Here is a 22,917-nt window from a genome sequence, read left to right as displayed (position 1 = left end):
TGCGCGGCCGCCGTACGGTCAGGGAACGGTGCGGGAGACGACGTACACCATGGGGTACACCGGGTTTCCGGTGTTCACCACGACGTCCAGGGTCGGCTTGGGGTTCTTCTGCGCGCGGACGAAGCCGAAGTCGTCGCCGGGGCGGGAGCCGGATCCGGAGAACTTCCAGCCGGTGACGTTCCGGTCGCGTCCGCTGATGGTGATCCTGTCCTTCTTCAGGGCGGCCCGGGTGAGGCCGAGCTCCGCGAGGAAGGCGTCCAGGCCGGCTTGCGTGGTCTGGAACTGCACGTAGAGACGGCTGGTCTTCCAGTTGTTCGTCTCGTAGTAGGCGACCTGGTTGGCCGGGTGCGGGATCGGCACCTGGTACAGGCGCTGCTGGACCTTCGACGGCCAGGCCTCGGTGAGACCGGTCGCCGCGTACTTGGCCTCCTTGTCCTTGCCGCTGTCGCGGCTCTGGTTCGCGGAGATCACCAGGTAGCCGGCCGGGACGCCGATGAGCAGCACGATGATGAGCAGGGTCAGCGCCCGGCGGCGGATCACGTGCCCCCGGGTCTCCGGCGGACGGGACGGCTCTTCCGGTGCGGCGCCCCGAGGGGGCGGCGGTGCCGTCATGCGGTGTCCCGGGCGCGGCGGGCGGCCTCCGCGAACCGCTCGTAGCGCTCGTAGCGCTCCACGCGGCGGCGATTGGCGCGCCGGAAGCGGCGGGCGACCAGACGGGCCAGGTCGGCGGCGCCGACCATGCCGGCCTCGGGGCCGAGCTGGGCGCGCACGATCCGGGCCTCGGGGCGGTAGCCGCGGCCGGTCAGGTGGCGCTTGAACGCGTCCCGGGCGGGCCCGATCAGCAGGTCGTCGGCGGCCGAGACCCCGCCGCCGATCACGAAGCAGGACGGGTCGAGGGCGGCGGCCAGGTTGGCGATGCCGACGCCGAGCCATTGGCCGATGTCCTGGAGCAGCTCGATGCACATCGCGTCGCCCTCACGGGCCAGCTCGGTGATCATCGGGCCGGTGATGTCACCGATCTGCCCCTTGACGTGCTCGATGATCCCGTAGGCCACCGGCGAGTCGGCGGCGGCCAGCTCCTTGGCCTCCCTGACCAGGGCGTTGCCGGAGCTGTACTGCTCCCAGCAGCCGCGGTTGCCGCACGGGCAGCGGTGGCCGCCGGGCACGACCTGCATGTGCCCGAACTCGCCGGCCACGCCGTACTTGCCGCGCTTGACCTGGCCGTCCTCGAGGATCGCGCCGCCGATGCCGGTACCGAGGGTGATCATGACGAGGTGGTCCTCGCCGCGGCCCGCGCCGAAGCGCCACTCGGCCCAGGCGGCGGTGTTGGCGTCGTTGTCGACGAGGACGGGCACCGCGAGGCGGCCGGCGATGCGGTCGCGCAGCGGCTCGTTGCGCCAGGACAGGTGCGGGGCGAACAGGACGCGGTTGCGGTCGGCGTCGACCCAGCCGGCCGCGCCGATGCCGACCGCGTGCACGTCGTGCCGGTCGGACAGGTCCAGGACCAGCTCGACGATCGTGTCCTCGACGACCTTCGGGCTCTTGGACTTGTCCGGGGTCTCGGTGCGGACCTTCTCCAGGATGTTGCCGTCGGCGTCGACCACGCCCGCCATCACCTTGGTGCCGCCGATGTCGATGCCGACCGTCGGCACGCGGGGCGCCGTCAGGTGCGAGCGGCGCTCCCGGGTGCCCACGGTGCGGAGCGCTGGGGCACGGCGGGAGCCGATGGGGGCGGTGAAGTTGCCGTAGGTGCTCATCACCGCCAGATTCTGCCGCACGCTCACGCCGGGTGCCGTACGGGGGCGCGAAGCGGGCCGCGGGAGCGTCGCCGGTGCGGGTGTCATGGCTGGTCGCGCAGGTCCCCGCGCCCCGTGGCGCGTTCCAGCTCGTGTCGCAGGTCGTCCAGGTCGTTCCCGCCCGCCATCTGGCGTGTCAGCTCCTCCAGCGTGATCCCGTCCCGCGGGTGGCTGCCCACCATCGTGCCGCGCTTCAGGAGCACGAACCTGTCCCCCACCAGGTACGCGTGATGCGGGTTGTGGGTGATCAGAACGACACCCAGTCCCCGGTCCCGTGCCGCGGCCACGTACTTCAGGACCATGCCCGACTGCTTCACGCCCAGTGCGGCCGTGGGCTCGTCCAGGATCAGGACCTTCGCGCCGAAGTACACCGCCCGCGCGATGGCCACGCACTGGCGTTCGCCGCCCGACAGGGTGCCGATGGGCTGGTCCACGTCCCGCAGGTCGATGCCCATGCGCAGCAGTTCGGCGTGGGTGGTGCGGCGCATGAAGTCGACGTCCATGCGCCGGAAGGGGCCGAAGCCCTTGCGGGGTTCGGAGCCGAGGAAGAAGTTGCGCCAGACCGGCATCAGCGGGACGACGGCCAGGTCCTGGTGGACGGTGGCGATGCCGCGGTCCAGGGCCTCGCGCGGGGAGGACAGCGTCGTCTCCTCGCCGTCGAGGCGCAGGGCACCGCCGTCGTGCCGGTGCAGTCCCGCGACGATCTTGATCAGGGTCGACTTGCCCGCGCCGTTGTCGCCGAGGACGCAGGTGATCTCGCCCGCGTGGACCTCCAGACAGACCCCTTCGAGGGCGCGGACGGTGCCGTAGCGCTTGCTGACGCCGGACAGCTCGACGAGCGCCGTGCGTTCTGCCGTGTCCGTCACTTGGTGGCCTCCGCTCGCTTGCGGACCCAGGCGTTGAGCAGAGTCGCGAGGAGCAGCATCGCTCCGAGGAAGAAGGTGAACCAGTCGGGGTTCCACTCGGCGAAGACGATGCCCTTGCTCGTCATGCCGAAGAGGAACGCGCCGACCGCCGAGCCGATGGCGCTGCCGTAGCCGCCGGTGATCAGGCAGCCGCCGATGACGGCCGCGATGATGTAGGTCAGCTCGTTGCCGACGCCTTCGCCGGACTGGACGACGTCGTAGCTGAACAGCAGGTGCTGGCCGGAGATCCAGGCACCGAACGCCACGCCCGTGTAGAGGCCGATCCGGGTCCGGTTCACGGGGACGCCGACCGCGCGGGCCGCGTCCTTGTTGCCGCCCACCGCGAAAATCCAGTTGCCGGCGCGGGTGCGCAGGAGGATCCAGGAGGCCACCGCGACCAGGGCGAGCCACCACAGGATGGTGATCTTGACGTCGATGCCGCCGATCGTCAGGGTCGAGGCGAAGACGTCGTGGGCCGTGGGGAAGCCCTCCATGTCGGCGATGGTCTTGGTCGAGACCGTGCCGTCGATCAGCTTGGTGAAGCCGAGGTTCATGCCGGACAGCATGAGGAAGGTGCCCAGCGTGATGATGAAGCTGGGCAGGCCGGTGCGGGTGAGCAGGAAGCCGTTGAAGGCGCCGATGGCGAGGGTGACCAGGAGTGAGACGCCGACGCCGACCCACACGTTGGCCGTCATCTGGTAGCTGAACATCGACGAGATCAGCGCCGAGGACGTGACCAGGACGCCGGCCGAGAGGTCGAACTCGCCGCCGATCATCAGCAGCGCGACCGGGACGGCCATGATGCCGATCGTCGAGGACGCGTACAGGACCGTGCTGAGGCTGCTCGCCCGCAGGAAGCTGTCGGCGGCGAGGGCGAAGAAGAGGAAGACCGCGGCGGCGCCGACGACCGAGCCGAGCTCCGGGCGGCCGAGCAGCTTCCGCAGGGGCGAGATCCGCAGAAACCTTTCTTCGGCGATCGCGCCCGGCGCGGCTTCCCTGGTCGTGTCCGGCGCGACGTCGGTGGTCGTGTCCGGCGCGCTCATCGGGTGCCCCGCTCGGTGTACTGCGCGAGCTCGGCCGCCCGCTCCTCGGTGATGATCTGCGGGCCGGTCAGCACCGGCCTGCCGCCGCCGAGGACGTCGCCGTTGTACCGGTACAGCCACAGCAGGTCGACGGCCTGGTAGCCCTGGAGGTAGGGCTGCTGGTCGACGGCGAAGCCGAGGGTGCCGTTCTCCAGACCCGCGGCGACCTTGGCGTTGAGGTCGAAGGTGTCGATCTCGGCCTTGCTGCCGGCCCCCTGCCGGGCCTTCACGGCGGTGTCGGCGTACGGGGCGCCGAGGGTGACGACGGAGTCGATCGACGGGTCGGCCTGGAGCTTCGCCTCGATCGCGGACTGGACGTCGGGCATGTTGGTGCCGTTGACGTAGAGGTTGTCGACCTCGCCGGTGAAGGTGGACGCGAGGCCGTCGCAGCGCTGCTCGTGGCCGACGTTGCCCTGCTCGTGCAGGACGCAGACGGCCTTCTTCCTGTCGCGCTCGTTCAGCTCCTCGCCGACGGCCTGGCCGGCGATCGTCTCGTCCTGGCCGATGTGCGCGAGCGCGCCGAACGCCTCGGACTCGGCCGATCCGGAGTTCACCGTGATCACGGGGATGCCCGCCGCGACGGCCCGGGCGACCGCGGCCTTCAGCGCGTCCGGCTTGGCCAGCGTGACGATGATGCCGTCGACCTTCTTGTCGACCGCCGCGTCGACGAGCTGGGCCTGCTGCTGGGCCTCGTCGTCGTGGGAGTAGAGGAAGGTGATGTTGTCCTTGACGGCGGCCTGCTCGGCGCCGCTCTGGACGATGTCCCAGAAGGTGTCGCCGTCTCCCGAGTGGGTGATCATCGCGAAGGTCCAGCGGGGGGTGTTCACCGCCGCCCTCCCCTGGGCCGCCGCGGCCTCGCGGGCGTCCTCGGCGCGCTTGCCCCCGGTGCTGCTGCACCCGGCGAGGGATGCGCAGAGCACCCCCGCCAACGCGATCCCTGCCCAGGTCCGAAACCGTGCCACGAGGCCGTGCCCTTCTTGCCGTGTTCTGTCGTACGCACGCCTCCGGTGATCACTCACCGGACGCAAACGCCCCATTATCGAACACAGGGGTCAGGCGTCTCACGGCCGGGCACCGCGAGCCGGCCGCCTTGTCCGGACATGCGGTCGTCCTGTCGGGCGAGGGCCGCTTTGTCCGGACAATGCGACCAACGCGGGTCGGCGACCCGTCCCGCTCAGGGCCGCACGAGCAGCTGGAACTCGAAGGAGTAGCGGGTCGGGCGGTAGATGTGGTCGCCGAACTCGACCGCGCGGCCGGTGTCGTCGAAGGTCGTGCGCTGCATGGTCAGCAGCGGGGCGCCCTCCTCCTCGGCGAGCCGCTCGGCCTCCGCGGCGGTGGCGGCGCGGGCACCGATGGACTGGCGGGCGCTGTGCAGGGTGATCCCGGCCGCGCGCATCAGGCGGTACAGGCCCGTGGCCTCCAGCTGCGCCGTGTCCAGGTCGAGCAGGTTGGGGGGCAGGTGGTTGCAGAGGTACGCCATCGGCTCGCCGTGCGCGAGACGCAGCCGCTCCACCCGCTGCACGTCGCTGCCCTCGGCGACGCCGAGCGCGGCCGCGACCTCGGCGGTGGCCGGGACGACGGTGTTGACCAGGACCGCGGTCGCGGGGCGCTGTCCGGCCGCCTCCAGATCGTCGTAGAGGCTGCTGAGCTCCAGCGGGCGCTTGACCTGGCTGTGCACGACCTGGGTACCGACGCCCCGGCGCCGTACCAGCAGGCCCTTGTCGACGAGGGACTGGATCGCCTGGCGCACGGTCGGGCGGGACAGGCCGAGCCGGGCGGCGAGCTCGATCTCGTTGCCGAGCAGGCTGCCGGGGGTGAGCGATCCGTGCTCGATGGCGGCCTCGAGCTGCTGGGACAGCTGGAAGTACAACGGCACCGGAGAACTTCGGTCCACACGGAGTTCCAGCTGCACGGTCGGGTCCACTTCTGGTTTCGGCACGGGCCTGAGCGTAGCTCCGCGGCCGGTTGACGGGAAGTCGTGTAGTCCGGTTGTCCGGACAAATGCATTGACAGGGTGAGGGCTCCGACGCCACCGTGAACACATGCGCATCGGGGTCATCGGGACGGGCCGCATCGGCACCATGCATGCCAACACACTCAGCCGTCACCGCGAGGTCGGATCCCTCATCCTGACGGACGCGGAGCCCGCGCGGGCGCAGGAACTGGCGCTCCGGCTCGGCGAGACGGCCGCCCCCGGGGTCGACGAGATCTTCCGCTGGGGCGTGGACGCCGTCGTGATCACCACGGCGACCTCGGCCCACGCCGAACTGATCGGTCGTGCCGCCCGCTCCGGGCTGCCGGTGTTCTGCGAGAAGCCCATCGCCCTGGACCTGGCGGGAACGCTGGCGGCGATCGCCGAGGTCGAGGCCGCCGGAACGATCCTTCAGATGGGGTTCCAGCGCCGCTTCGACACGGGCTACACGGGCGCGCGGGAAGCGGTGCGCTCGGGCCGGCTGGGGCGGCTGCACACCGTACGGGCGGTGACCTCCGACCGGTCGCCGCCCCCGGCCGCGTGGCTGCCGGTGTCCGGGGGGCTGTTCCGGGACGCGCTGATCCACGACTTCGACGTGCTGCGCTGGGTGACCGGGCGCGAGGTGGTCGAGGTGTACGCCGCCGGGTCGGACGCCGGGCCCGCGATGTTCCGCGCGGCCGGGGACGTGGACACCGGGGCCGCCGTCCTCACCCTCGACGACGGCACCCTCGCCACGGCCACGGCGACCCGGCTGAACGGCGCGGGCTACGACGTCCGCATGGAACTGGCCGGCGAGCTCGACCAGATCGTCGTGGGTCTGGACGACCGCACCCCGATCGCCTCCACCGAGCCCACCGGCCCGCCGGCCGCGGACAAGCCGTGGACCGGCTTCCTGGAACGCTTCGCTCCCGCGTACGAGGCGGAGCTCAACACGTTCGTGGAGGTCGTCCGGGGAGGCCTGCCCAACCCCTGCGACGGACGCGAGGCCCTCCAGGCGCTGCGCATCGCGGAGGCCTGCGAGGTGTCCCGGCGGGAGCGGCGGGCGGTGGCGCTGGCGGAGATACCGGGGGCGCAGGAAGCATCCGGAGGCCCCGGAGCGACGGGGACACCGGGTGCACCGGCTGCGCCGGTGACGCCGGGTGCACCGCGTGCGTCCGGGATGCCGGATACGGCGGGGTCACCGGGTGCGTCGGACCTGCCGGGGACGGTGGGGTCGCCGGGTGCGGCGAGCACGGCGGGCGTGCCGGGCACGGCAGGTGCGGCGGGCGTGCCGGGCACCTCCGGCGTGCCCGGCGTGCCCGAGCCGTCTCCGGGGCCGTACGGAGTCCCGCCCTCCGGATGAGTCCGCCCCCGCCTTCCCGGCAGGACGCCTACCAGCGCACCGGAAGGCTGCGCACCCCTCGTATCAGCATTCCCGGCAGCCACTCTCCGGGCGGGCCGTCCAGGGCCAGGGCGGGAGCCCGTTCCAGCAGGGAGCGCAGGGCGGTGCGGGCTTCCAGACGGGCCAGCGGGGCGCCCAGGCAGTAGTGGATGCCGTGGCCGAAGGCCAGGTGGCCGCGCGGGTCGCGCCGGACGTCGTAGTCGTCGGGGTCGTCGTAGCGCAGCGCGTCACGGTCGGCGGACGCGAGGCCGATCAGCACCGGGTCGCCCTTCTCGATCGCCACGCCCCCGATCTCCAGGGGCTCGACGGCGAACCGGTACGTCGCGTTCTCCACCGGCCCCTCCCAGCGCAGGGTCTCCTCGATCACGCCGTCGACGAGGTCGGGGTCGGCGCGCAGGGCCGCGAGCTGGTCGGGGTGGGTGAGCAGGGCGTGGACGGCGTTGGTGATGAGGTTGACCGTGGTCTCGTGGCCGGCAATGAGCAGGAGGAACGCCATGCCGCGCAGCTCCTCCGGGGAGAGCCGGTCGCCGTCCTCGGCGGTGGTGCGGATGAGGTCGCTGAGCAGATCGCCGCCCGGCCCGGCGCAGCGCTTGTCCTCGATCAGCTCGGTGAGGTAGGCGCCGAGCCGCACGAACGCCTCGTAGCCGCTCTCCTCGCTGGTGGGGGCGACCACCTCGGTCGACATCTCGCGGAACGCCGCGCGGTCCATCTCGGGGACGCCGAGCAGCTCGCAGATGACGGTGATGGGCAGCGGGTAGGCGAACGACTCCACCAGGTCGGCGCGGCCGTGCGGCAGCATCGCGTCGAGCAGGTCGTCGGTGATCCGCCGCACGCGCGGGCGCAGCTCCTCCACCCGGCGCATGGTGAACGCGCGCGAGACCAGGCCACGCAGCCGGGTGTGCTGCGGCGGGTCGGTGACCAGCATGTGCTTGCCGATCACCTGCTCGTCGAGGAAGGCCGCTCCGATCCGCTCACCGTCCTTGACCAGCCGTGGGTCGGCGAGCGCGGCGCGCGCCTCCTCGTATCCGACCACGAGCCAGGTCGCGTAGGTCGCGTCGCTTCCGGGCGGATGCACCCGGTGCACCGGGCCGCGCTCGCGCAGCCGTGCGTACACCGCGTGCGGGTCCCTCCGGAACGCGTCGCCGAACGCCTCCAGGTCGATCACATCGGTCATCTTGTTCCCCCTCCCGTCACTGCCACAACGTACGAGCGCCCCCGCCAGTGCCCGCCCCCCGCCAATGCCCGTTACCTGCTAGCTCGTCCCCCGCTGGTGCCGGTCCCCCACCGGTCCCCATCCTCCGCCAGCGCCCGTCCCCCGCTGTTGCGCGTCCTCCGTGTTCTCGTCGACCAGTCCCGCGTCGTACGCCAGCAGCGCGATCTGCACGCGGTTGTTGAGGCCGAGCCTGGCCAGGATCCGGGAGACGTGGGTCTTGACGGTGGCGACGCTCATGTACAGGCCGGCGGCGATCTCGGCGTTGGACAGGCCGCGGCCCACGCCGACGGCGACCTCGCGTTCCCGCTCGCCCAGGCCGGCGATCCGCGCCCGCGCGCGGGCGCGCCGGACGTCGGCGGCGGAGCCGGCCGCGTGGTCCATCAGCTGGCGGGTGACGGCGGGCGACAGGACGGGGTCGCCGGCCGCGACCCGGCGCACCGCGTCGAGGATCTCGGCGGGCGGGGTGTCCTTGAGGACGAACCCGGCGGCGCCCGCGCGCAGGGCCCGCAGCACCTGTTCGTCGGCGTGGAAGGTGGTGAGGACCACGACCTGCGGGGCGTCCTCGCGGGCGCGCAGCCGCTCGGTGGCGGTCAGGCCGTCCACCGACGGCATCCGGATGTCCATCAGGACCACGTCCGGGCGGGTGCGGTCGACGAGTGCCCCGACCTCGCCGCCGTCGGCGGCCTCACCGACGATCTCGATGTCGTCGGCGCCGCCCATCATGAAGGACAACCCGGCCCGCACCAGCGGATCGTCGTCGACGAGGAGAAGTCTGATCGCAGTCATGGGCCTTACGTAATCACGGGTACGGACGGTGAGTTGACGGAGCGGCGGCAGGACCGGCTGCCCCGAGTGGAACGGATCGCGCGCCTACGCCCGGGCCGGCCACGGCAGCCACGCCCGCACCTCGAAGCCGCCGTCCTCCCGCGGCCCGTGCTCCAGGCGGCCGCCGGTCAGGGTCGCGCGTTCGGTGAGACCGATCAGGCCCTGCCCCGAGCCGGGGACGGGCGGTACGTCGACCTCCGGGGCGGGGTTGCGGACGGTCACGGTGAGGCCGTCGCCGGGACCGCCGGTGACGGTGACCGCGACCTCCGTCCCCGGGGCGTGCTTGCGGGCGTTGGTGAGGCACTCCTGGGTGATGCGGTACGCCGTGCGGCCGACGGAGGCGGGGACCGCGGCCGGGTCGGTGACGCGCTGGTCCAGGGTGACCTTCATGCCGGCCTCGCGGGACTCGGCGGCCAGCGCGTCGAGGGCGGCCAGGGTCGGCTGCGGGCGGCCCGGGTCGTCGGGTTGCCCGGCCCTCAGCACGCCGATGATCTCCCGCAGGTCCTGGAGGGCCTCGTGGGCGCTCTCCCGAATGACGCCGGCCGCCCGCGCGATCTGCGCACGGGGCGCGTCCGGGCGGAACTCCAGCGCGCCCGCGTGCACGCTGAGCAGGGTCAGCCGGTGGGCGAGCACGTCGTGCATCTCGCGGGCGATGGCCTCGCGGGCCAGCCGCTGCGCCTGCTCGGCCCGCAGCCGCGCCTCCCTCTCCGCGCGCCGGGCCCGGTCGCGCAGGCTGAGCATGAGCTGCCGCTTGGAGCGGACGAACATGCCCCAGCCGATGACGGTGACGGTGACCAGCACGGTCAACACCACCGCCGGCCCGTACTCCAGGTCGGGGTCCGGGCGCACCCACACCAGCGCCGGGATCAGCGCGAGCTGGATGCCGCCGACCCAGGCGACGTACCGGAAGGGCCGGTGCACGGCGAGGGTGAAGAGGGCGACCGTGCCGGCGCCGGCCGAGGTGGTCGAGAGGAAGCCGAGCGGGACCGTCACGGCGGCCAGGGCGAGGGGCCGGCGGCGGCGCAGCCAGACCGCGGCGCAGGAGAGGGCGCCCAGCAGCTGGTCGGCGACGAGGACGGCGTGCGGCAGGTCCTGGTCGCCGGGGAGCGTGTCCGCCACGATCAGGCCGATGGCGACGGCCAGGAGGAAGCAGGAGAAGTCGACGATCCAGTCGCGTACGGTGCGGCGCGGCCGGAGCCCGGACCGCTCGGCGTCCGGGTCCGGCTCGGCGGCCACGGCGGACGGCAGCAGCCACCGGCGTTCCGGGAAGGCCGGCGCCGTCGGCACCGCCTGGTCGTCACCCCTCATGGTCGACGAATCTACGCAGGCGACCCCTTCGCCACCTCCCCTCCGACGTAATCGACGACCGAAGCGGGACGACTGCCTACGTAAGTCGGCGCGGGACCTACCGAAGTCGGCGTGGGGACCGCCGAAGGAGGGGGCGGGGCCTGCCGAGTGCCGGACCCGGCGCGGACTTGCGGCGCGGACGGCCGGGCGCGGACGAGCCTTCCGTCGGACGTGCCTCGCCCCGCGGCCGATGCGTGTGGGGGATCCGCGGGGCGAGGGTCTGGGGCATGAAGCAACTGCTGGAGGTACTCGGATTCATCGCCCTGGTGCAGGGCGTCGCCGGCCTGGTGCACGAGTTCACCGACTGGGACTGGGGACTCGTACAACGGCTCGGTCTCCTCGACGGCTACGAGGTGTACGCGAGCATCGCGCTCCTGGTGCTCGCGTTCGCCCTGTTCGCCGCCGCGGAGAGCCGGAAGCCCGGCTGAGCGCTCGCCGGGCCGCCGGCCGGTGGCACCGTTATCGGTGACCGGAGCCGGAGGGGGACGGCTCAGCAGTCGTGGTCGACCAGGTCGAAGCTCGCGTAGTGGTCAGCGGTGTAGTAGTCCTCCTCGTACTGCTGACCGGTGACGATGCGACGCGCGCCGCGCGTGGAGGAGCCCGGCGTCCTGACCGTGTACTCGTGGTAGTAGCCGGTGGACTGCTGCGGGAGGATGCCTTCCCGGTTCTGGAAGACCGAGCCGTCCTGCGAGTACGGGTACGGGCCGCCCTGCTCGATCAGCTCCAGCGTGTCGTACGCCTGGGAGGGCAGGTCGCTGTAGCAGATGCTGCCGACCGCCGTCGCCGCGGCGTTCGCCGGTCCGGTCGAGACGGTTCCGCCGACGAGGAGGGCGGACAGGAGGGCGGCCGCGCCGCCGATGCGGGTGATGCGTGGGGGGAATCTCATGCCCTCATGATGACGCGCGTAGACGATGGCATGTCAATGACAACTTCGAGGATTTTCCCGTCAAGTCCGGTGAGTTTTCGGGAAGTTAACCTGCGGCTAGACGTCGTCCGGAAGTTCGTAGGAACCGTAGCGTGGGCGGCCGTCGAGGTCGTACGTCTGGATGGAGACGCCCGCGGCGGTGACGCGGCCGCCGACGTGCCGGAACGCGGTCGGCAGGGTGCCCTCGGCGAACAGCCGGCGGCCGGCGCCCAGGACGACCGGGAACGTCAGCAGGTGAACGGTGTCGACCAGGTCCAGCGCGAGGAGGCCGCGGGCCAGGGCGCCGCTGCCGTGGACCTGGAGCTCGCCGTCGGTCCGTTCCTTGAGGGCGGTGACCTCCGCGGCGAGGTCGCCGTGGATGGCCGTGGCGCCGGACCAGACGGGGTCGGTCAGGGCGGTCGAGGTGACCACGTACTTCGGCATCGAGTTCAGCCGGGAGGCGATGGGATCGGCCGGGTCGGTCACCTTCGGCCAGTAGGAGGCGAAGATCTCGTAGGTGCGGCGGCCGAGGAGGAAGGCGCCGACGCCGTCGAAGACCTCGGTGACGAACCGGCCGAAGTCGTCGTCGCCGTACGGAACGCTCCAGCCGCCCTGCTCGAAGCCGTCCCTGGTGTCCTCGCGGGGACCGCCGGGCGCCTGGTGGACGCCGTCGAGGGTGACGAAACCGGTGAGGACGAGCTTGCCCATGGCGGGTGCCCTCCTTGCTGGTGACGGGGTGGGTCCACTGTCATCAGGGCAGACCCGGCCCGCGCCCGCAACTCATCGGCGCGTTTCCCTCACCGGGCGGAGGCCGACGTTCCGGCCGGTGACATCGGCGTCCGTTCGCCGCCAGCGCCCCGGGCACGCGGACGCTGGGATGGACCCATGACGACGACTTACGGAACCCTCGACGGCAAGGCGGCCCTCGTGACCGGCGGCAGCCGCGGCATCGGCGCGGCGACGGCCGTACGGCTGGCACGGGAGGGCGCGGACGTGGCTCTGACGTACGTGAACGGCAAGGAGGCGGCCGAGGAGGTCGTACGGGCCGTGGAGGCCCTCGGGCGGCGGGCGGTGGCCCTGCGCGCGGACTCGGCGGACGCCGGGGAGGCGGCGGGTGCGGTGGAACGCGCGGCACAGGCGCTGGGCGGGCTCGACGTCCTGGTGAACAACGTGGGCGTCGGAGTGCTCGGGCCCCTGCCGGAGCTGTCGCTCGCCGAGGTGGACCGGGTCCTCGCGGTGAACGTGCGCGGGGTGTTCCTGGCCTCGCAGGCCGCGGCCGGGCACCTGCGGGACGGGGGCCGGATCGTCACGATCGGCACCTGCATGACCCAGCGGGTGCCGGGGCCGGGCGGGACGCTCTACGCGATGAGCAAGTCGGCGCTGGTCGGGCTGACCAAGGCGCTGGCGCGGGAGCTCGGGCCGCGCGGGATCACGGCGAACATCGTCCATCCGGGGCCGATCGACACGGACATGAACCCGGCGGACGGGCCGTACGCGGCCGGACAGGCGGCGATGACCGCGGTGGGGCGTTTCGGGACGGCCGAGGAGGTGGCGGCGACGGTGGCACATCTGGCGGGCGCCGCGTACGTGACGGGTGCCGAGTTCGCGGTGGACGGGGGGCACGCGGCGTGACGCCGTGAGGGTGTCCCCACGCCGCCCCCATCGCCCCGCCGCCCCTGGCCGTCCCGTCTCCGGGGCCGCCGCCCCCGCACGCCCGCCGCGGCCCTGAAGGGGCGGAAGGAGTGGAAGGGGCGGCGGGGACGAGGCCCCCCCCGCGGGGGAAGGGACGGCGGGGGCGAGGGCCCCCGCGGCGTCAGCCGCCCAGTTCCTGGTGCCGCGCCGCGAGACGGCTCGCGCCCTCTTCCGTCAGCGAGCCGAACAGGCGGAGCCGGGAGATGCCGCCGTCGGGGAAGATGTCCACGCGCGCGTGCGTGCCCACCGCCGGGGCCGGCAGGACGAAGCGGTGGTTGGTGTCGGGCTGGAGGCGGGTGCGCGGGAGGATCTGCGTCCACTCGCCGCTCTCGCCGTCCTTGACCGACACCGACGCCCACCCGGCGCTGTTGCCCTTCAGGTAGGCGGTGTCGATCTCCAGGGCGCGGATCTGCGCCTGCGCGGCCAGGCGGTAGCGGATCCAGTCGTGGCCCCGGTCGCGGCGGCGGCGGGTCTCCCAGCCGTCGTCCATCTTCCGGGAGCGGCCCGGCTGGATGGTGTTGCTCGCGGGCGAGTAGAAGAGGTTGGAGGCGTCCTCGGCGCGGCCGCCGTTCTCCAGGGCCACGACGTCGAAGGTGCCGAGGACCGCCAGCCAGGCGGGGTCGGGGACGACCTCGCCGTACACGCGCAGGCGGGCGATGCCGCCGTCGGGGTGCTGGTTGACGCGCAGGTGCGTGAAGCGCTGCTCCGCCGCCACGGGGAAACCGTTCGCCGCGTGGCCGCCGACCGGGGTGCGGGGGACGAGCGTCGTCCACTTCACGTCGTCGGCGAGGAGTTCCTCGGGGGACGGGGAGCCCTCGACCGATGTGCCCTCGACCGAGACCGCCTGCGGGTAGTTGCCGCGGAAGTGGGCGGTGTCGACGACGACGCCCCGGATCACGCCCGGCGCGCCCAGGCGGACCAGCGCCCAGTCGTGGTCGTCGGCCGCGGGCCAGGGGTTGTCCGCGGCGGCGCCGCGGCGGCGGCGGGTCTCCCAGCCGTCCATGACCTTGCCCTTGTGCCCGAAGTGCTCGGGGTCGAACGCGGCGGGACCCGGGAGGAGCAGGTTCTCCCGCTGGGCGAAGAACTCGTCGTTGGCGGCGATGACGGCTGCGCCGAGGTGCCGGTCGGCGAGGTTGGCGTACTGGGTGAAGGGGAACGCGGCGGTGCGGTAGTCCGCGTAGGGGTCGCCGCCGCCGTACGGGTTCGCGTCGCCGGTGAAGCTGGGTATCGCCGTCACGGGATGTGCCTTTCGGGAGTCGGCCGCTGCGGGTGCGGGAGGGGCAGTCAGTGGGCGCGGGTGAGCAGTCGGCCCTTCGGCTCGGTGAACTCACCGCCCGCGACGATGCGTTCGCCGCGCAGCCAGGTGGACTTCACGACGCCGTACAGGGTCCGGCCCGCGTACGCCGTGACCCGGTTGCGGTGCTGGAGGGCCGCCGGGTCCACGGTGAAGGTCTCGTCGGGCGCGAGGACGGCGAAGTCGGCGTCGCGGCCGGCCTCGATGGCGCCCTTGCGGTCGAGACCGACGAGCGCCGCCGTGCGCGTCGACATCCAGCGGACCACGTCCTCCAGGCCGTGGCCGCGCGTGCGCGCCTGCGTCCAGACGGCGGACAGGCTCAGTTGCAGGCCCGAGATGCCGCCCCAGGCGGTGGCGAAGTCGCCGGTCTTGAGGTCGGCCGTGGACGGGGAGTGGTCGGTGACCACGCAGTCGATCGTGCCGTCGGCCAGCGCCTGCCAGAGCAGGTCCTGGTTGGCGGCCTCGCGGATGGGCGGGCAGCACTTGAACTCGCTGGCGCCGTCCGGGACCTCCTCGGCGGTGAGGGTGAGGTAGTGCGGACAGGTCTCGACCGTGATGCGCACGCCCTCCGCCTTGGCGGCGGCGATCAGCGGGAGCGCGTCGCTGGAGGACAGGTGCAGGACGTGCACGCGCGCGTGGAGGCGCTTCGCCTGCGCGATCAGGTGCGCGATGGCGGTGTCCTCGGCGTCGCGGGGGCGGCTGGCGAGGAAGTCGGCGTACCGGGGGCCGCCCTGCTGCGGGGCGGCGTCGAGGTGGTGCGGGTCCTCGGCGTGCACGATCAGCAGGCCGTCGAAGCCGGCGATCTCGGCGAGGGACCGGGCCAGCCCTTCCTGGTCCAGGTGCGGGAACTCGTCGACGCCCGACGGCGAGAGGAAGGCCTTGAAGCCGAAGACGCCGGCGTCGTGCAGCGGGCGCAGGTCCTTGACGTTGTCGGGCAGGGCGCCGCCCCAGAAGCCGACGTCGATGTGCGCCTTGTCGGCGGCCACCCGCTGCTTGGTGCGGAGGTGGCCGACCGTGGTGGTCGGCGGGAGGGAGTTGAGCGGCATGTCGACGAGGGTGGTGATGCCGCCGGCCGCGGCCGCGCGCGTGGCGGTCCAGAAGCCCTCCCACTCGGTGCGGCCGGGGTCGTTGACGTGCACGTGGGTGTCGACCAGACCGGGCAGCAGGACGTCGTCGCCGAGGTCCTCCAGGCGGGCCCCCTCGGGGACGGCCGTGTCGTAGGGCAGGACGGCGGTGATCGTTCCGTCGGCGACCGTGACCGAGGCGGCGCGCGTCCCTTCCGGAGTGATGACGCGCGTCGAGCGCAGCACCAGTTCAGCGTCGGACACCCGGACCCCTCTCTGTCGCCGTCCCCCTTCCGGGAAACGGGCTTCACACCCGCGTCACTTCCACGGAACGGAATTCAACGTTCTGTTGAAGGAGTCTTCACTCCCGGCCGCGCCGCCGTCAAGGGCCCGCCTCTCCACAGTGCACCCACCGGCACCGGTCTGGACATTTCCACAAAGCGGAATTATAATTCCGACTGGCAGAACGTAGCTACGCACCAGCGGGGAGTCAACCGACCGCCGGGTAGGCTTCAGCTCCTCCCGCCAGTTTCGAAAGGAACGCGCCGTGCCGACGTCCAGCGCCAGCACCACCGACTCCACCAAGTCCGCCGGCGGAGGGGTCCAGTCCCTCGAGCGCGCCTTCGACCTGCTCGAGCGGATGGCGGACGCGGGCGGCGAGGTCGGCCTGAGCGAGCTGTCGGCGAGCAGCGGGCTCCCCCTTCCGACCATTCATCGCCTGATGCGCACCCTGGTGGCCTGCGGTTACGTACGCCAGCAGCCCAACCGCCGGTACGCGCTCGGCCCGCGCCTGATCCGCCTCGGCGAGTCCGCCTCCCGGCTGCTGGGCACCTGGGCCCGCCCCTACCTGGCCCGCCTGGTCGAGGAGACCGGCGAGACGGCGAACATGGCGCTGCTCGACGGCGACGAGATCGTGTACGTGGCTCAGGTGCCGTCGAAGCACTCGATGCGCATGTTCACCGAGGTCGGCCGTCGCGTCCTGCCGCACTCCACGGGTGTCGGCAAGGCCCTGCTCGCCGGCTTCCCCGACGACGAGGTGCGTGCCCTGCTGCACCGCACGGGCATGCCCGCCGCCACCGAGAAGACGATCACCACCCCGGACGGCTTCCTGGCGGCCCTCGATGACGTGCGCAGCCAGGGCTACGCGATCGACGACAACGAGCAGGAGATCGGCGTCCGCTGTCTCGCGGTCCCGGTCCCCGACTCCCCCACCGCCGCGGCCATCTCGATCTCCGGCCCGGCGGGCCGCGTCACGGAGACGGCCACGGAGAGGATCGTGCCGGTGCTCCAGCAGGTCGCGGTGGAGCTGTCCGAGGCCCTGACCAACTCGGGCGGCACGGCGGCCTGACCGGCCCGGGCCGACACGGCGGCCCGACCGGCCCGGGCGGGGACGGCGGCCCGACCGGCCCGGGCGGGGACGGCGGCCCGACCGGCTCGGGCGGGGACGGCGGCCCGATCAGCCCCCTGACCGGCCCCGCCCTCCGGGCGTCAAGCCCGCGGCGGCTCCCCGAACAGTTCCACCGCGCTCCGCACGTCCGACAACCCCCGGCTCAGCGCGCTCACCGAGCCGATCGCGCCGGCGATCAGCAGCAGGGAGCGGCGCAACCGGGGGATCTCCGGGACGTCGTGGGCCGCCATCGCGGCGAGGGCGGCGAGTTCGTCCTCGGCGATGACCCGGTCGGGGAACTCCGCCGGGAGCGCGGCGAGTTCGCGGCGCAGCCTGGACACCGCGGTCCGCAGTTCCACCACCCTCTGATCCTCGCCGCCGCCGGTCACAGGCCTCTGCCCCAAACTCCGCAACACAGCTCTCCCCCCTGGCACGTCCTTGTGCGCAAGCACCTCGCCCCCACCCGGCCCCCGCGGCGTCGGTCGGGCGCCGGAGGACGCGCGGGTCAGTAAACGCCACCGCCGCCCGGTGCGCCACCGCACGGACCGAATTTCAGCCCCCGGCAAACCGCCCGGCCGCCGCCGCGTCAGGTATGCAGAACGTATGACGCAGACGGAAGACGAGGTGGCGGGGCTGCTTCTCGCGGCGGGCGGGGGGCGGCGCCTCGGCGGGCGCCCCAAGGCGCTGTTGACGCACCGGGGACGGCCGCTCGTGGAGTACGCGGTGGAGGTGCTGCGCGCGGCCGGGTGCGCGCGCGTGCACGTGGTCCTGGGGGCCGCCGCCGACGCCGTACGGGAGCGGGCGCGGCTGGAGGGGTGCGTGCTCGTCACCAACCCGGAGTGGGAGGGCGGAATGGGCTCCTCGCTGCGGGCCGGGCTCGACTCGCTCGCCGGGACGGGGGCGCGGGCGGCGCTGGTCTGCCTCGTCGACCAGCCGGGCATCGGAGCGCGGGCGGCGGCACGGGTGCTCGCCGCGTACCGGGACGATTCGTCGCTGGCGTCCGCCGCCTACGACGGGGTGCGCGGGCACCCGGTCCTCTTCGGCGCCGCGCACTGGGCCGGCGTCGCGGCGACTGCCACCGGTGACCGGGGGGCACGCGCCTATCTGAAGGCGCACGAGAAGGCGATCGCGCTCGTCGAGTGCGGGGACGTGGCCGAGCCCTACGACATCGACACGGCCGAGGACCTGACCCACCTGGAGTGAACGGGGTGGCACGCAGAGCCACCTTTCCTCGACCCGGAGAATCTCGACATCAACAAACCATTGAACTTCCACGATGAGGAAACTAGTATCCACAGCTCAGAAGCACCCGGCAGCCCTCAGCCGCTTCCGGGTGGCTCCGCCCCACCCCGGGTCTTCCGGCACCCGGTGCCACGCTCGCTGAAGGAAGTGACAGCTCATGTCCGCACCAGCGCCGTCCCCGCTGGCCATCGTCGACGCCGAGCCCCTGCCCCGGCAGGAGGAGGTCCTCACCGACGCGGCCCTCGCCTTCGTGGCCGAGCTGCACCGCCGGTTCACACCGCGCCGTGACGAACTCCTCGCCCGCCGCGCGGAGCGCCGCGCCGAGATCGCCCGCACCTCGACGCTCGACTTCCTCCCGGAGACGGCCGCCGTCCGCGCCGACGACTCCTGGAGGGTGGCCCCCTGCCCCGCGGCCCTCGAGGACCGCCGGGTCGAGATCACCGGCCCCACCGACCGCAAGATGACCGTCAACGCCCTCAACTCCGGCGCCCGGGTCTGGCTCGCGGACTTCGAGGACGCCTCCGCGCCGACCTGGGAGAACGTGGTCCTCGGCCAGCTCAACCTGATCGACGCCTACACCCGGAACATCGACTTCACCGACCCGGCGTCCGGCAAGTCGTACGCCCTGCGCCCGGACGGGGAACTCGCCACCGTGGTGATGCGGCCGCGCGGCTGGCACCTCGACGAGCGGCACCTCGTCGACGGTGACGGCCGTGCGGTTCCCGGCGCCCTCGTCGACTTCGGGCTGTACTTCTTCCACAACGCCCAGCGCCTCCTCGACCTCGGCAAGGGCCCGTACTTCTACCTCCCGAAGACCGAGTCGCACCTCGAGGCCCGCCTGTGGAACGACGTGTTCGTCTTCGCGCAGGACCACGTCGGCATCCCGCAGGGCACCGTCCGCGCCACCGTCCTGATCGAGACGATCACGGCGGCGTACGAGATGGAGGAGATCCTCTACGAACTCCGCGACCACGCCTCCGGGCTGAACGCGGGCCGCTGGGACTACCTCTTCTCCATCGTCAAGAACTTCCGCGACGGCGGCGCCCGGTTCGTCCTGCCGGACCGCAACGCGGTGACGATGACCGCCCCGTTCATGCGGGCGTACACCGAACTCCTCGTCCGCACCTGCCACAAGCGCGGCGCGCACGCCATCGGCGGCATGGCGGCCTTCATCCCGTCCCGCAGGGACCCCGAGGTCAACAAGGTCGCCTTCGAGAAGGTCCGCGCGGACAAGGACCGTGAGGCGGCCGACGGCTTCGACGGCTCCTGGGTCGCCCACCCCGACCTGGTGCCGATCGCCATGGAGTCCTTCGACAAGGTCCTCGGCGACAAGCCGAACCAGAAGGACCGGCTGCGCGAGGACGTCCACGTCGAGGCGGCCGACCTGATCGCGATCGACTCGCTGGACGCCAGGCCGACGTACGACGGTCTCGTCAACGCCGTCCAGGTCGGCATCCGGTACATCGAGGCCTGGCTGCGCGGGCTCGGCGCGGTCGCCATCTTCAACCTGATGGAGGACGCGGCCACCGCCGAGATCTCCCGCTCGCAGATCTGGCAGTGGATCAACGCCGGCGTCGAGTTCGAGAACGGCGAGAAGGCCACGCCCGAACTCGCCCGCAGGATCGCCGCCCAGGAACTGGCGACCCTCCGCGCCGAGATCGGCGAGGAGGCCTTCGCGAACGGGCACTGGCAGCAGGCGCACGACCTGCTGCTCCAGGTCGCCCTCGACGAGGACTACGCGGACTTCCTCACCCTGCCGGCGTACGAGCAGCTCAAGGGCTGACGCTCACGCGGACGCGTCCGAGTGGCCCAGGGACTTCCCCGGGGCCACTCGGTCGCGTACGAGCCGCTTCACGGCCGTCGGCTCGGGGAAGCCCTGCTCGCGCCGGTCCCAGACGACCTCGCCGTTCACCCGGACGACGAAGACACCGCCCCGGCCCGGCTTCAGGGACAGCTCCGTCAGCTCCGCCTCGAACGTCGTGAGCAGCTCCTGGGCCAGCCAGGCGGCGCGCGGCAGCCAGCGGCACTGCGTGCAGTACTCGATCTCGACCCGCTGCGTGTCCGTCATCCCAGGTGCACCGACCAATCCTGTTCCGCCGCCGGCTTGCCGTGCAGGTCGGGGACCCGCTTGAGCCAGTCCGGACGGCCCTGCTGGGTACGTGCCGCCCGGAGGGCCTCCTCGGCGGCCAGTTCCTCCCGCGAGGGGAAGTCGGTGGGGAGCCAGGCCGCGGAGGCCGCCACCCGCGCGTGGAGGTAGTCCACGTACGCCGTCCGGATGTCCTCCGGCGTGGCGAAGCCCTCCTCGCCGGCCAGCCAGGCGTCCGGGACCTCGGCCGCGATGTCCCGCAGCAGCTCCCGTGTCACCTTCGGCGCCAGCTCGGCGTCGGCCGCCCGCACGTCGGGCGCGTAGTGGCCGAGGGCGTGGTGGCGGAAGTCGTAGGCCTTGGCGGGGTCGGAGGCGTCCCAGCGGTGGTGGAAGACGAGGGCGGCGCCGTGGTCGATGAGCCACAGGCGCGGCGGGACCGTGCCGAGGGTGGGCCAGATCATGAGGTTGGAGCTGTGCACCGTGCGGTCGACATTCACCGTGAGGGCGTCGAGCCAGATGATCCGGCCCGCCTCCAGGGGGTCCACCGGGAACGTCCTGGCCGCCTGCGGGGTGAAGTCCTTCGCGCCCGGCAGGTAGTCCATGCCGAGGTTGAGGCCCGCGCTGGCGCCGTGCAGTTCGCGCACCTCCTGGTGGGGCTCGCCGTCGGCGATCGCCGGATCGAAGTGCACCAGGACCAGTTCGGGGAAGCGCAGGCCCAGGGCCCGCGCCAGCTCGCCCACGATCACCTCGGCGACCAGCGCCTTGTGGCCCTGCGCGGAGCCGGTGAACTTCACGACGTACGTGCCCAGGTCGTCGGCCTCGACCACGCCGGGGACGGAGCCGCCGGAGCGCAGGGGCTCGACATAACGGGTCGCCGCGACCTCTCTCAACATCTTCCCTGACCCCACCGGTCGTTCGTCTTACGTTCCATGGCCGGTTCTCACCCGGTGCCGTCGCGGGAGGTCTCCCACCCTGTGCAGTCGGCGGCGGTCTCCCCGATCAGCCCTGGGAGTGAGGATCTGAGGAGTGTCGACCGGCATGCTCGCCTCCCTGTCTCCCCGGCAGTCCGTCGAGGACGGTGCGCCCCTGGCTTCCGGCCTGCGGCACGAAGTGAGCATAGTAGCCAGCGTCGCAGGTCCGGGGGCGCGGGGGACAGCCCCCGTGCCGGCTTGCGGAACGTGCGAACCGTCCGCGATTACCCATTTTCCACCCGCTCGATAAGCGCCTCCCACCCATCTGGCCGAAAAAGATTGGTGGATGCGGGAATACGCACATGTCCCCTACACGGGCTGCACCACCTCTCCCCCGACCTCCGGTCGATGAACCAGAAACCCCTGGGCAAGGTACCTACCCTGTGTGTACACTGTTTGCGTTGTGAAAAAATGAAGGTATGATAGTGCACGTTTGACTTGCATGAGACGGGGAAGCTTTCATGGTCGATGTCATGACGCCACTGGCCGACCAACAAAGAACGGGGGACAGCGTGACCGAGGTATTTTCCATGACAAGTTGATACGCGTAGGCCAGTTGCCCAACGGCCCCGGCGCACATCGACTTTTCTGCCTCATGCCGATGCAATACCGGATTCATTTTTTCTTGGCCTTTTTTGCCATGCATCGGACTTCAGCCGAGAACGTCGACGTGCGCGCTGTGCGTGCGGGGAGATGCCTGCTCGCACTCCGATCAATCGGACAAAAGTGGAGACAATCTCGGTATGGAACACCAGTCCACGAAAACGGTCGCGGCGCGCATCCCTCCCCAATCATCCGGAGAAGCGGCGTCCACTCGGCCGCAGGAGCGGACGGATCGCAAGGTTGTACGTGTACTCGTCGTGGAGAACGACTCCCCGGACGCCGACCTGCTCGTACTGGGACTGCGCCGGCACGGGTACCAGACGGAGCAGGTCCGGACCGGCGCCGAGGCGCTCGAGCAGTACCGTGAGGCCGACCTGCTCCTCGTCGACCTGGACCTGCCGGACCTGGACGGTGTGGAACTGTGCCGCAGCATTCGGGCCGTCTGTGACGTCGCCATCATCGTCGTCACCGCCCGCGACACGGAACTCGACAGGGTCCTCACTCTGCGCGCGGGAGCGGACGACTATGCCGTCAAGCCGTGCAGTTTGACCGAATTGACTGCACGAGTGGAAGCCGTGATGCGCAGGTTCCGGCTACAGCCCTTCGTCCCCGAGGACGTCATCGCGGTCGGCCCGCTGCGCATCGATCACCGTACCCGGGAGATCCGCCTCGACGGCCGGCACATAGAGGTGACCCGAAAGGAATTCGATCTCCTCTATCTACTCGCCTCACGGCCGGGCAGCGTTTTTTCGCGTAGACAGATCATGACCCAGGTCTGGAGAGACCCCAAAGGACAACCCGGCCGGACCATAGATACACACGTCAGCAGTCTGCGCAGTAAACTCGGCTGCAGTCGATGGATCACCACGGTCCGCGGTGTCGGTTTCCGTTTCGCACCTCGCTGATCTTTTCCGGCGGCAGCCGCACGACTTTTTGCCCCAACCTCTCCATACCTCGCCAGGAACTCCTTCCCGGGGTATCCCCGGGTAATCCCAGCATATTCCTGATTCTGGGACAGAGGAATCATGAACCGTCGGTCAATGGCGATCGGCTTTCGGTTCGGCACAAGCGGTTCCATGAATGCCACCACCTCCAGGACGACCTTTCCCGGTCGCATACGAGGCCGGCGCCTGGGCTGCTGCCCACCCATCGG

At 71.8% G+C, this 22,917-nt stretch carries 22 protein-coding genes and 1 pseudogene; 7 read left to right on the top strand and 16 right to left on the bottom strand.

Annotated features, from left to right (window positions below; genetic code table 11):
• Positions 1 to 18: 18 nt before the first annotated feature.
• From ACIBBD_RS24850 to ACIBBD_RS24825, 6 genes are all read right to left on the bottom strand, one after another.
• The gene (locus tag ACIBBD_RS24850; RefSeq protein WP_399421712.1) at positions 19 to 612 is read right to left on the bottom strand and encodes a sugar kinase; all 594 of its coding nucleotides are present in this window, start codon (positions 610 to 612) and stop codon (positions 19 to 21) included.
• On the bottom strand, positions 609 to 1,757 hold the full coding sequence (locus ACIBBD_RS24845) for an ROK family glucokinase (RefSeq protein WP_399421774.1): 1,149 nt from the start codon (positions 1,755 to 1,757) through the stop codon (positions 609 to 611). The genes ACIBBD_RS24850 and ACIBBD_RS24845 overlap by 4 nt, the downstream gene beginning before the upstream one ends.
• Positions 1,758 to 1,840: 83 nt before the next feature.
• Positions 1,841 to 2,662, bottom strand: a complete 822-nt coding sequence (locus ACIBBD_RS24840) for an ATP-binding cassette domain-containing protein (protein WP_399421711.1) — start codon at positions 2,660 to 2,662, stop codon at positions 1,841 to 1,843.
• Positions 2,659 to 3,744, bottom strand: a complete 1,086-nt coding sequence (locus ACIBBD_RS24835) for an ABC transporter permease (protein WP_399421710.1) — start codon at positions 3,742 to 3,744, stop codon at positions 2,659 to 2,661. The genes ACIBBD_RS24840 and ACIBBD_RS24835 overlap by 4 nt, the downstream gene beginning before the upstream one ends.
• A complete protein-coding gene (locus ACIBBD_RS24830; RefSeq protein ID WP_399421709.1) occupies positions 3,741 to 4,745 on the bottom strand; it encodes a sugar ABC transporter substrate-binding protein in 1,005 nt (334 codons plus the stop codon). The genes ACIBBD_RS24835 and ACIBBD_RS24830 overlap by 4 nt, the downstream gene beginning before the upstream one ends.
• 212 nt (positions 4,746 to 4,957) lie before the next feature.
• Complete coding sequence (locus ACIBBD_RS24825) at positions 4,958 to 5,695, bottom strand: GntR family transcriptional regulator (RefSeq protein WP_399421773.1); 738 nt, start codon at positions 5,693 to 5,695, stop codon at positions 4,958 to 4,960.
• Positions 5,696 to 5,825: 130 nt separating this feature from the next.
• On the opposite strand from ACIBBD_RS24825, the pseudogene ACIBBD_RS24820 reads away from it, so the two are divergent.
• Positions 5,826 to 6,836: pseudogene (locus ACIBBD_RS24820) on the top strand (Gfo/Idh/MocA family oxidoreductase); the annotation flags it as partial.
• A gap of 289 nt (positions 6,837 to 7,125) precedes the next feature.
• Here the strand turns inward: ACIBBD_RS24820 and ACIBBD_RS24815 are convergent.
• The 3 genes from ACIBBD_RS24815 to ACIBBD_RS24805 form a co-directional block, all read right to left on the bottom strand.
• Complete coding sequence (locus ACIBBD_RS24815; protein ID WP_399421708.1) at positions 7,126 to 8,310, bottom strand: cytochrome P450; 1,185 nt, start codon at positions 8,308 to 8,310, stop codon at positions 7,126 to 7,128.
• 78 nt (positions 8,311 to 8,388) lie between these two features.
• Positions 8,389 to 9,135 (bottom strand): response regulator, encoded by a 747-nt coding sequence (locus ACIBBD_RS24810; RefSeq protein WP_399421707.1) that lies wholly within the window; start codon positions 9,133 to 9,135, stop codon positions 8,389 to 8,391.
• Positions 9,136 to 9,219: 84 nt separating this feature from the next.
• Positions 9,220 to 10,482, bottom strand: coding sequence for a sensor histidine kinase (locus ACIBBD_RS24805; RefSeq protein ID WP_399421706.1), 1,263 nt, complete (start codon positions 10,480 to 10,482; stop codon positions 9,220 to 9,222).
• A gap of 266 nt (positions 10,483 to 10,748) precedes the next feature.
• On the opposite strand from ACIBBD_RS24805, the gene ACIBBD_RS24800 reads away from it, so the two are divergent.
• Positions 10,749 to 10,949, top strand: coding sequence for a hypothetical protein (locus tag ACIBBD_RS24800; protein WP_399421705.1), 201 nt, complete (start codon positions 10,749 to 10,751; stop codon positions 10,947 to 10,949).
• 62 nt (positions 10,950 to 11,011) lie between these two features.
• Here the strand turns inward: ACIBBD_RS24800 and ACIBBD_RS24795 are convergent, their stop codons facing one another.
• Positions 11,012 to 11,407, bottom strand: a complete 396-nt coding sequence (locus ACIBBD_RS24795; protein WP_399421704.1) for a ribonuclease domain-containing protein — start codon at positions 11,405 to 11,407, stop codon at positions 11,012 to 11,014.
• Positions 11,408 to 11,503: 96 nt separating this feature from the next.
• Complete coding sequence (locus ACIBBD_RS24790) at positions 11,504 to 12,133, bottom strand: dihydrofolate reductase family protein (RefSeq protein WP_399421703.1); 630 nt, start codon at positions 12,131 to 12,133, stop codon at positions 11,504 to 11,506.
• Positions 12,134 to 12,310: 177 nt separating this feature from the next.
• On the opposite strand from ACIBBD_RS24790, the gene ACIBBD_RS24785 reads away from it, so the two are divergent.
• Positions 12,311 to 13,057 carry an SDR family oxidoreductase gene (locus ACIBBD_RS24785; RefSeq protein WP_399421702.1) on the top strand — a complete coding sequence of 249 codons (747 nt, stop codon included), beginning with the start codon at positions 12,311 to 12,313 and terminating at the stop codon, positions 13,055 to 13,057.
• A gap of 181 nt (positions 13,058 to 13,238) precedes the next feature.
• On the opposite strand, the gene alc is transcribed toward ACIBBD_RS24785, so the two are convergent.
• On the bottom strand, positions 13,239 to 14,354 hold the full coding sequence (gene alc, locus ACIBBD_RS24780; protein ID WP_399421700.1) for an allantoicase: 1,116 nt from the start codon (positions 14,352 to 14,354) through the stop codon (positions 13,239 to 13,241).
• Between the two features lie 47 nt (positions 14,355 to 14,401).
• Positions 14,402 to 15,739 (bottom strand): allantoinase AllB, encoded by a 1,338-nt coding sequence (allB, locus tag ACIBBD_RS24775; RefSeq protein WP_399421699.1) that lies wholly within the window; start codon positions 15,737 to 15,739, stop codon positions 14,402 to 14,404.
• A gap of 283 nt (positions 15,740 to 16,022) precedes the next feature.
• Here allB and ACIBBD_RS24770 point away from each other — a divergent pair, with 283 nt between their 5' ends.
• A complete protein-coding gene (locus tag ACIBBD_RS24770) occupies positions 16,023 to 16,823 on the top strand; it encodes an IclR family transcriptional regulator (protein WP_399421698.1) in 801 nt (266 codons plus the stop codon).
• Between the two features lie 140 nt (positions 16,824 to 16,963).
• On the opposite strand, the gene ACIBBD_RS24765 is transcribed toward ACIBBD_RS24770, so the two are convergent.
• Entirely contained in the window at positions 16,964 to 17,278 is a 315-nt protein-coding gene (locus ACIBBD_RS24765) for a DUF5955 family protein (protein ID WP_399421696.1), read from the bottom strand.
• A 187-nt stretch (positions 17,279 to 17,465) separates the two neighbouring features.
• On the opposite strand from ACIBBD_RS24765, the gene ACIBBD_RS24760 reads away from it, so the two are divergent.
• Together ACIBBD_RS24760 and aceB are read left to right on the top strand one after the other, a co-directional pair.
• Complete coding sequence (locus ACIBBD_RS24760) at positions 17,466 to 18,065, top strand: NTP transferase domain-containing protein (protein ID WP_399421695.1); 600 nt, start codon at positions 17,466 to 17,468, stop codon at positions 18,063 to 18,065.
• Between the two features lie 196 nt (positions 18,066 to 18,261).
• Positions 18,262 to 19,887, top strand: coding sequence for a malate synthase A (gene aceB / locus ACIBBD_RS24755; RefSeq protein WP_399421694.1), 1,626 nt, complete (start codon positions 18,262 to 18,264; stop codon positions 19,885 to 19,887).
• A 3-nt stretch (positions 19,888 to 19,890) separates the two neighbouring features.
• Here the strand turns inward: aceB and ACIBBD_RS24750 are convergent, their stop codons facing one another.
• Together ACIBBD_RS24750 and ACIBBD_RS24745 are read right to left on the bottom strand one after the other, a co-directional pair.
• On the bottom strand, positions 19,891 to 20,172 hold the full coding sequence (locus tag ACIBBD_RS24750) for a SelT/SelW/SelH family protein (protein WP_399421693.1): 282 nt from the start codon (positions 20,170 to 20,172) through the stop codon (positions 19,891 to 19,893).
• Positions 20,169 to 21,083: a HipA family kinase gene (locus ACIBBD_RS24745; RefSeq protein WP_399421692.1), complete on the bottom strand. Its 915-nt coding sequence runs from the start codon at positions 21,081 to 21,083 to the stop codon at positions 20,169 to 20,171. Before ACIBBD_RS24745 ends, ACIBBD_RS24750 begins: the two co-directional genes overlap by 4 nt.
• Positions 21,084 to 21,904: 821 nt before the next feature.
• Between ACIBBD_RS24745 and ACIBBD_RS24740 the strand changes: the two genes are divergently transcribed.
• On the top strand, positions 21,905 to 22,669 hold the full coding sequence (locus tag ACIBBD_RS24740; RefSeq protein ID WP_399421691.1) for a response regulator transcription factor: 765 nt from the start codon (positions 21,905 to 21,907) through the stop codon (positions 22,667 to 22,669).
• Positions 22,670 to 22,917: the final 248 nt, after the last annotated feature.

It is taken from the genome of Streptomyces sp. NPDC051315 (assembly GCF_044455165.1).
GTDB lineage: Bacteria > Actinomycetota > Actinomycetes > Streptomycetales > Streptomycetaceae > Streptomyces.
This window is presented reverse-complemented; position numbering and strand designations above follow the sequence as displayed.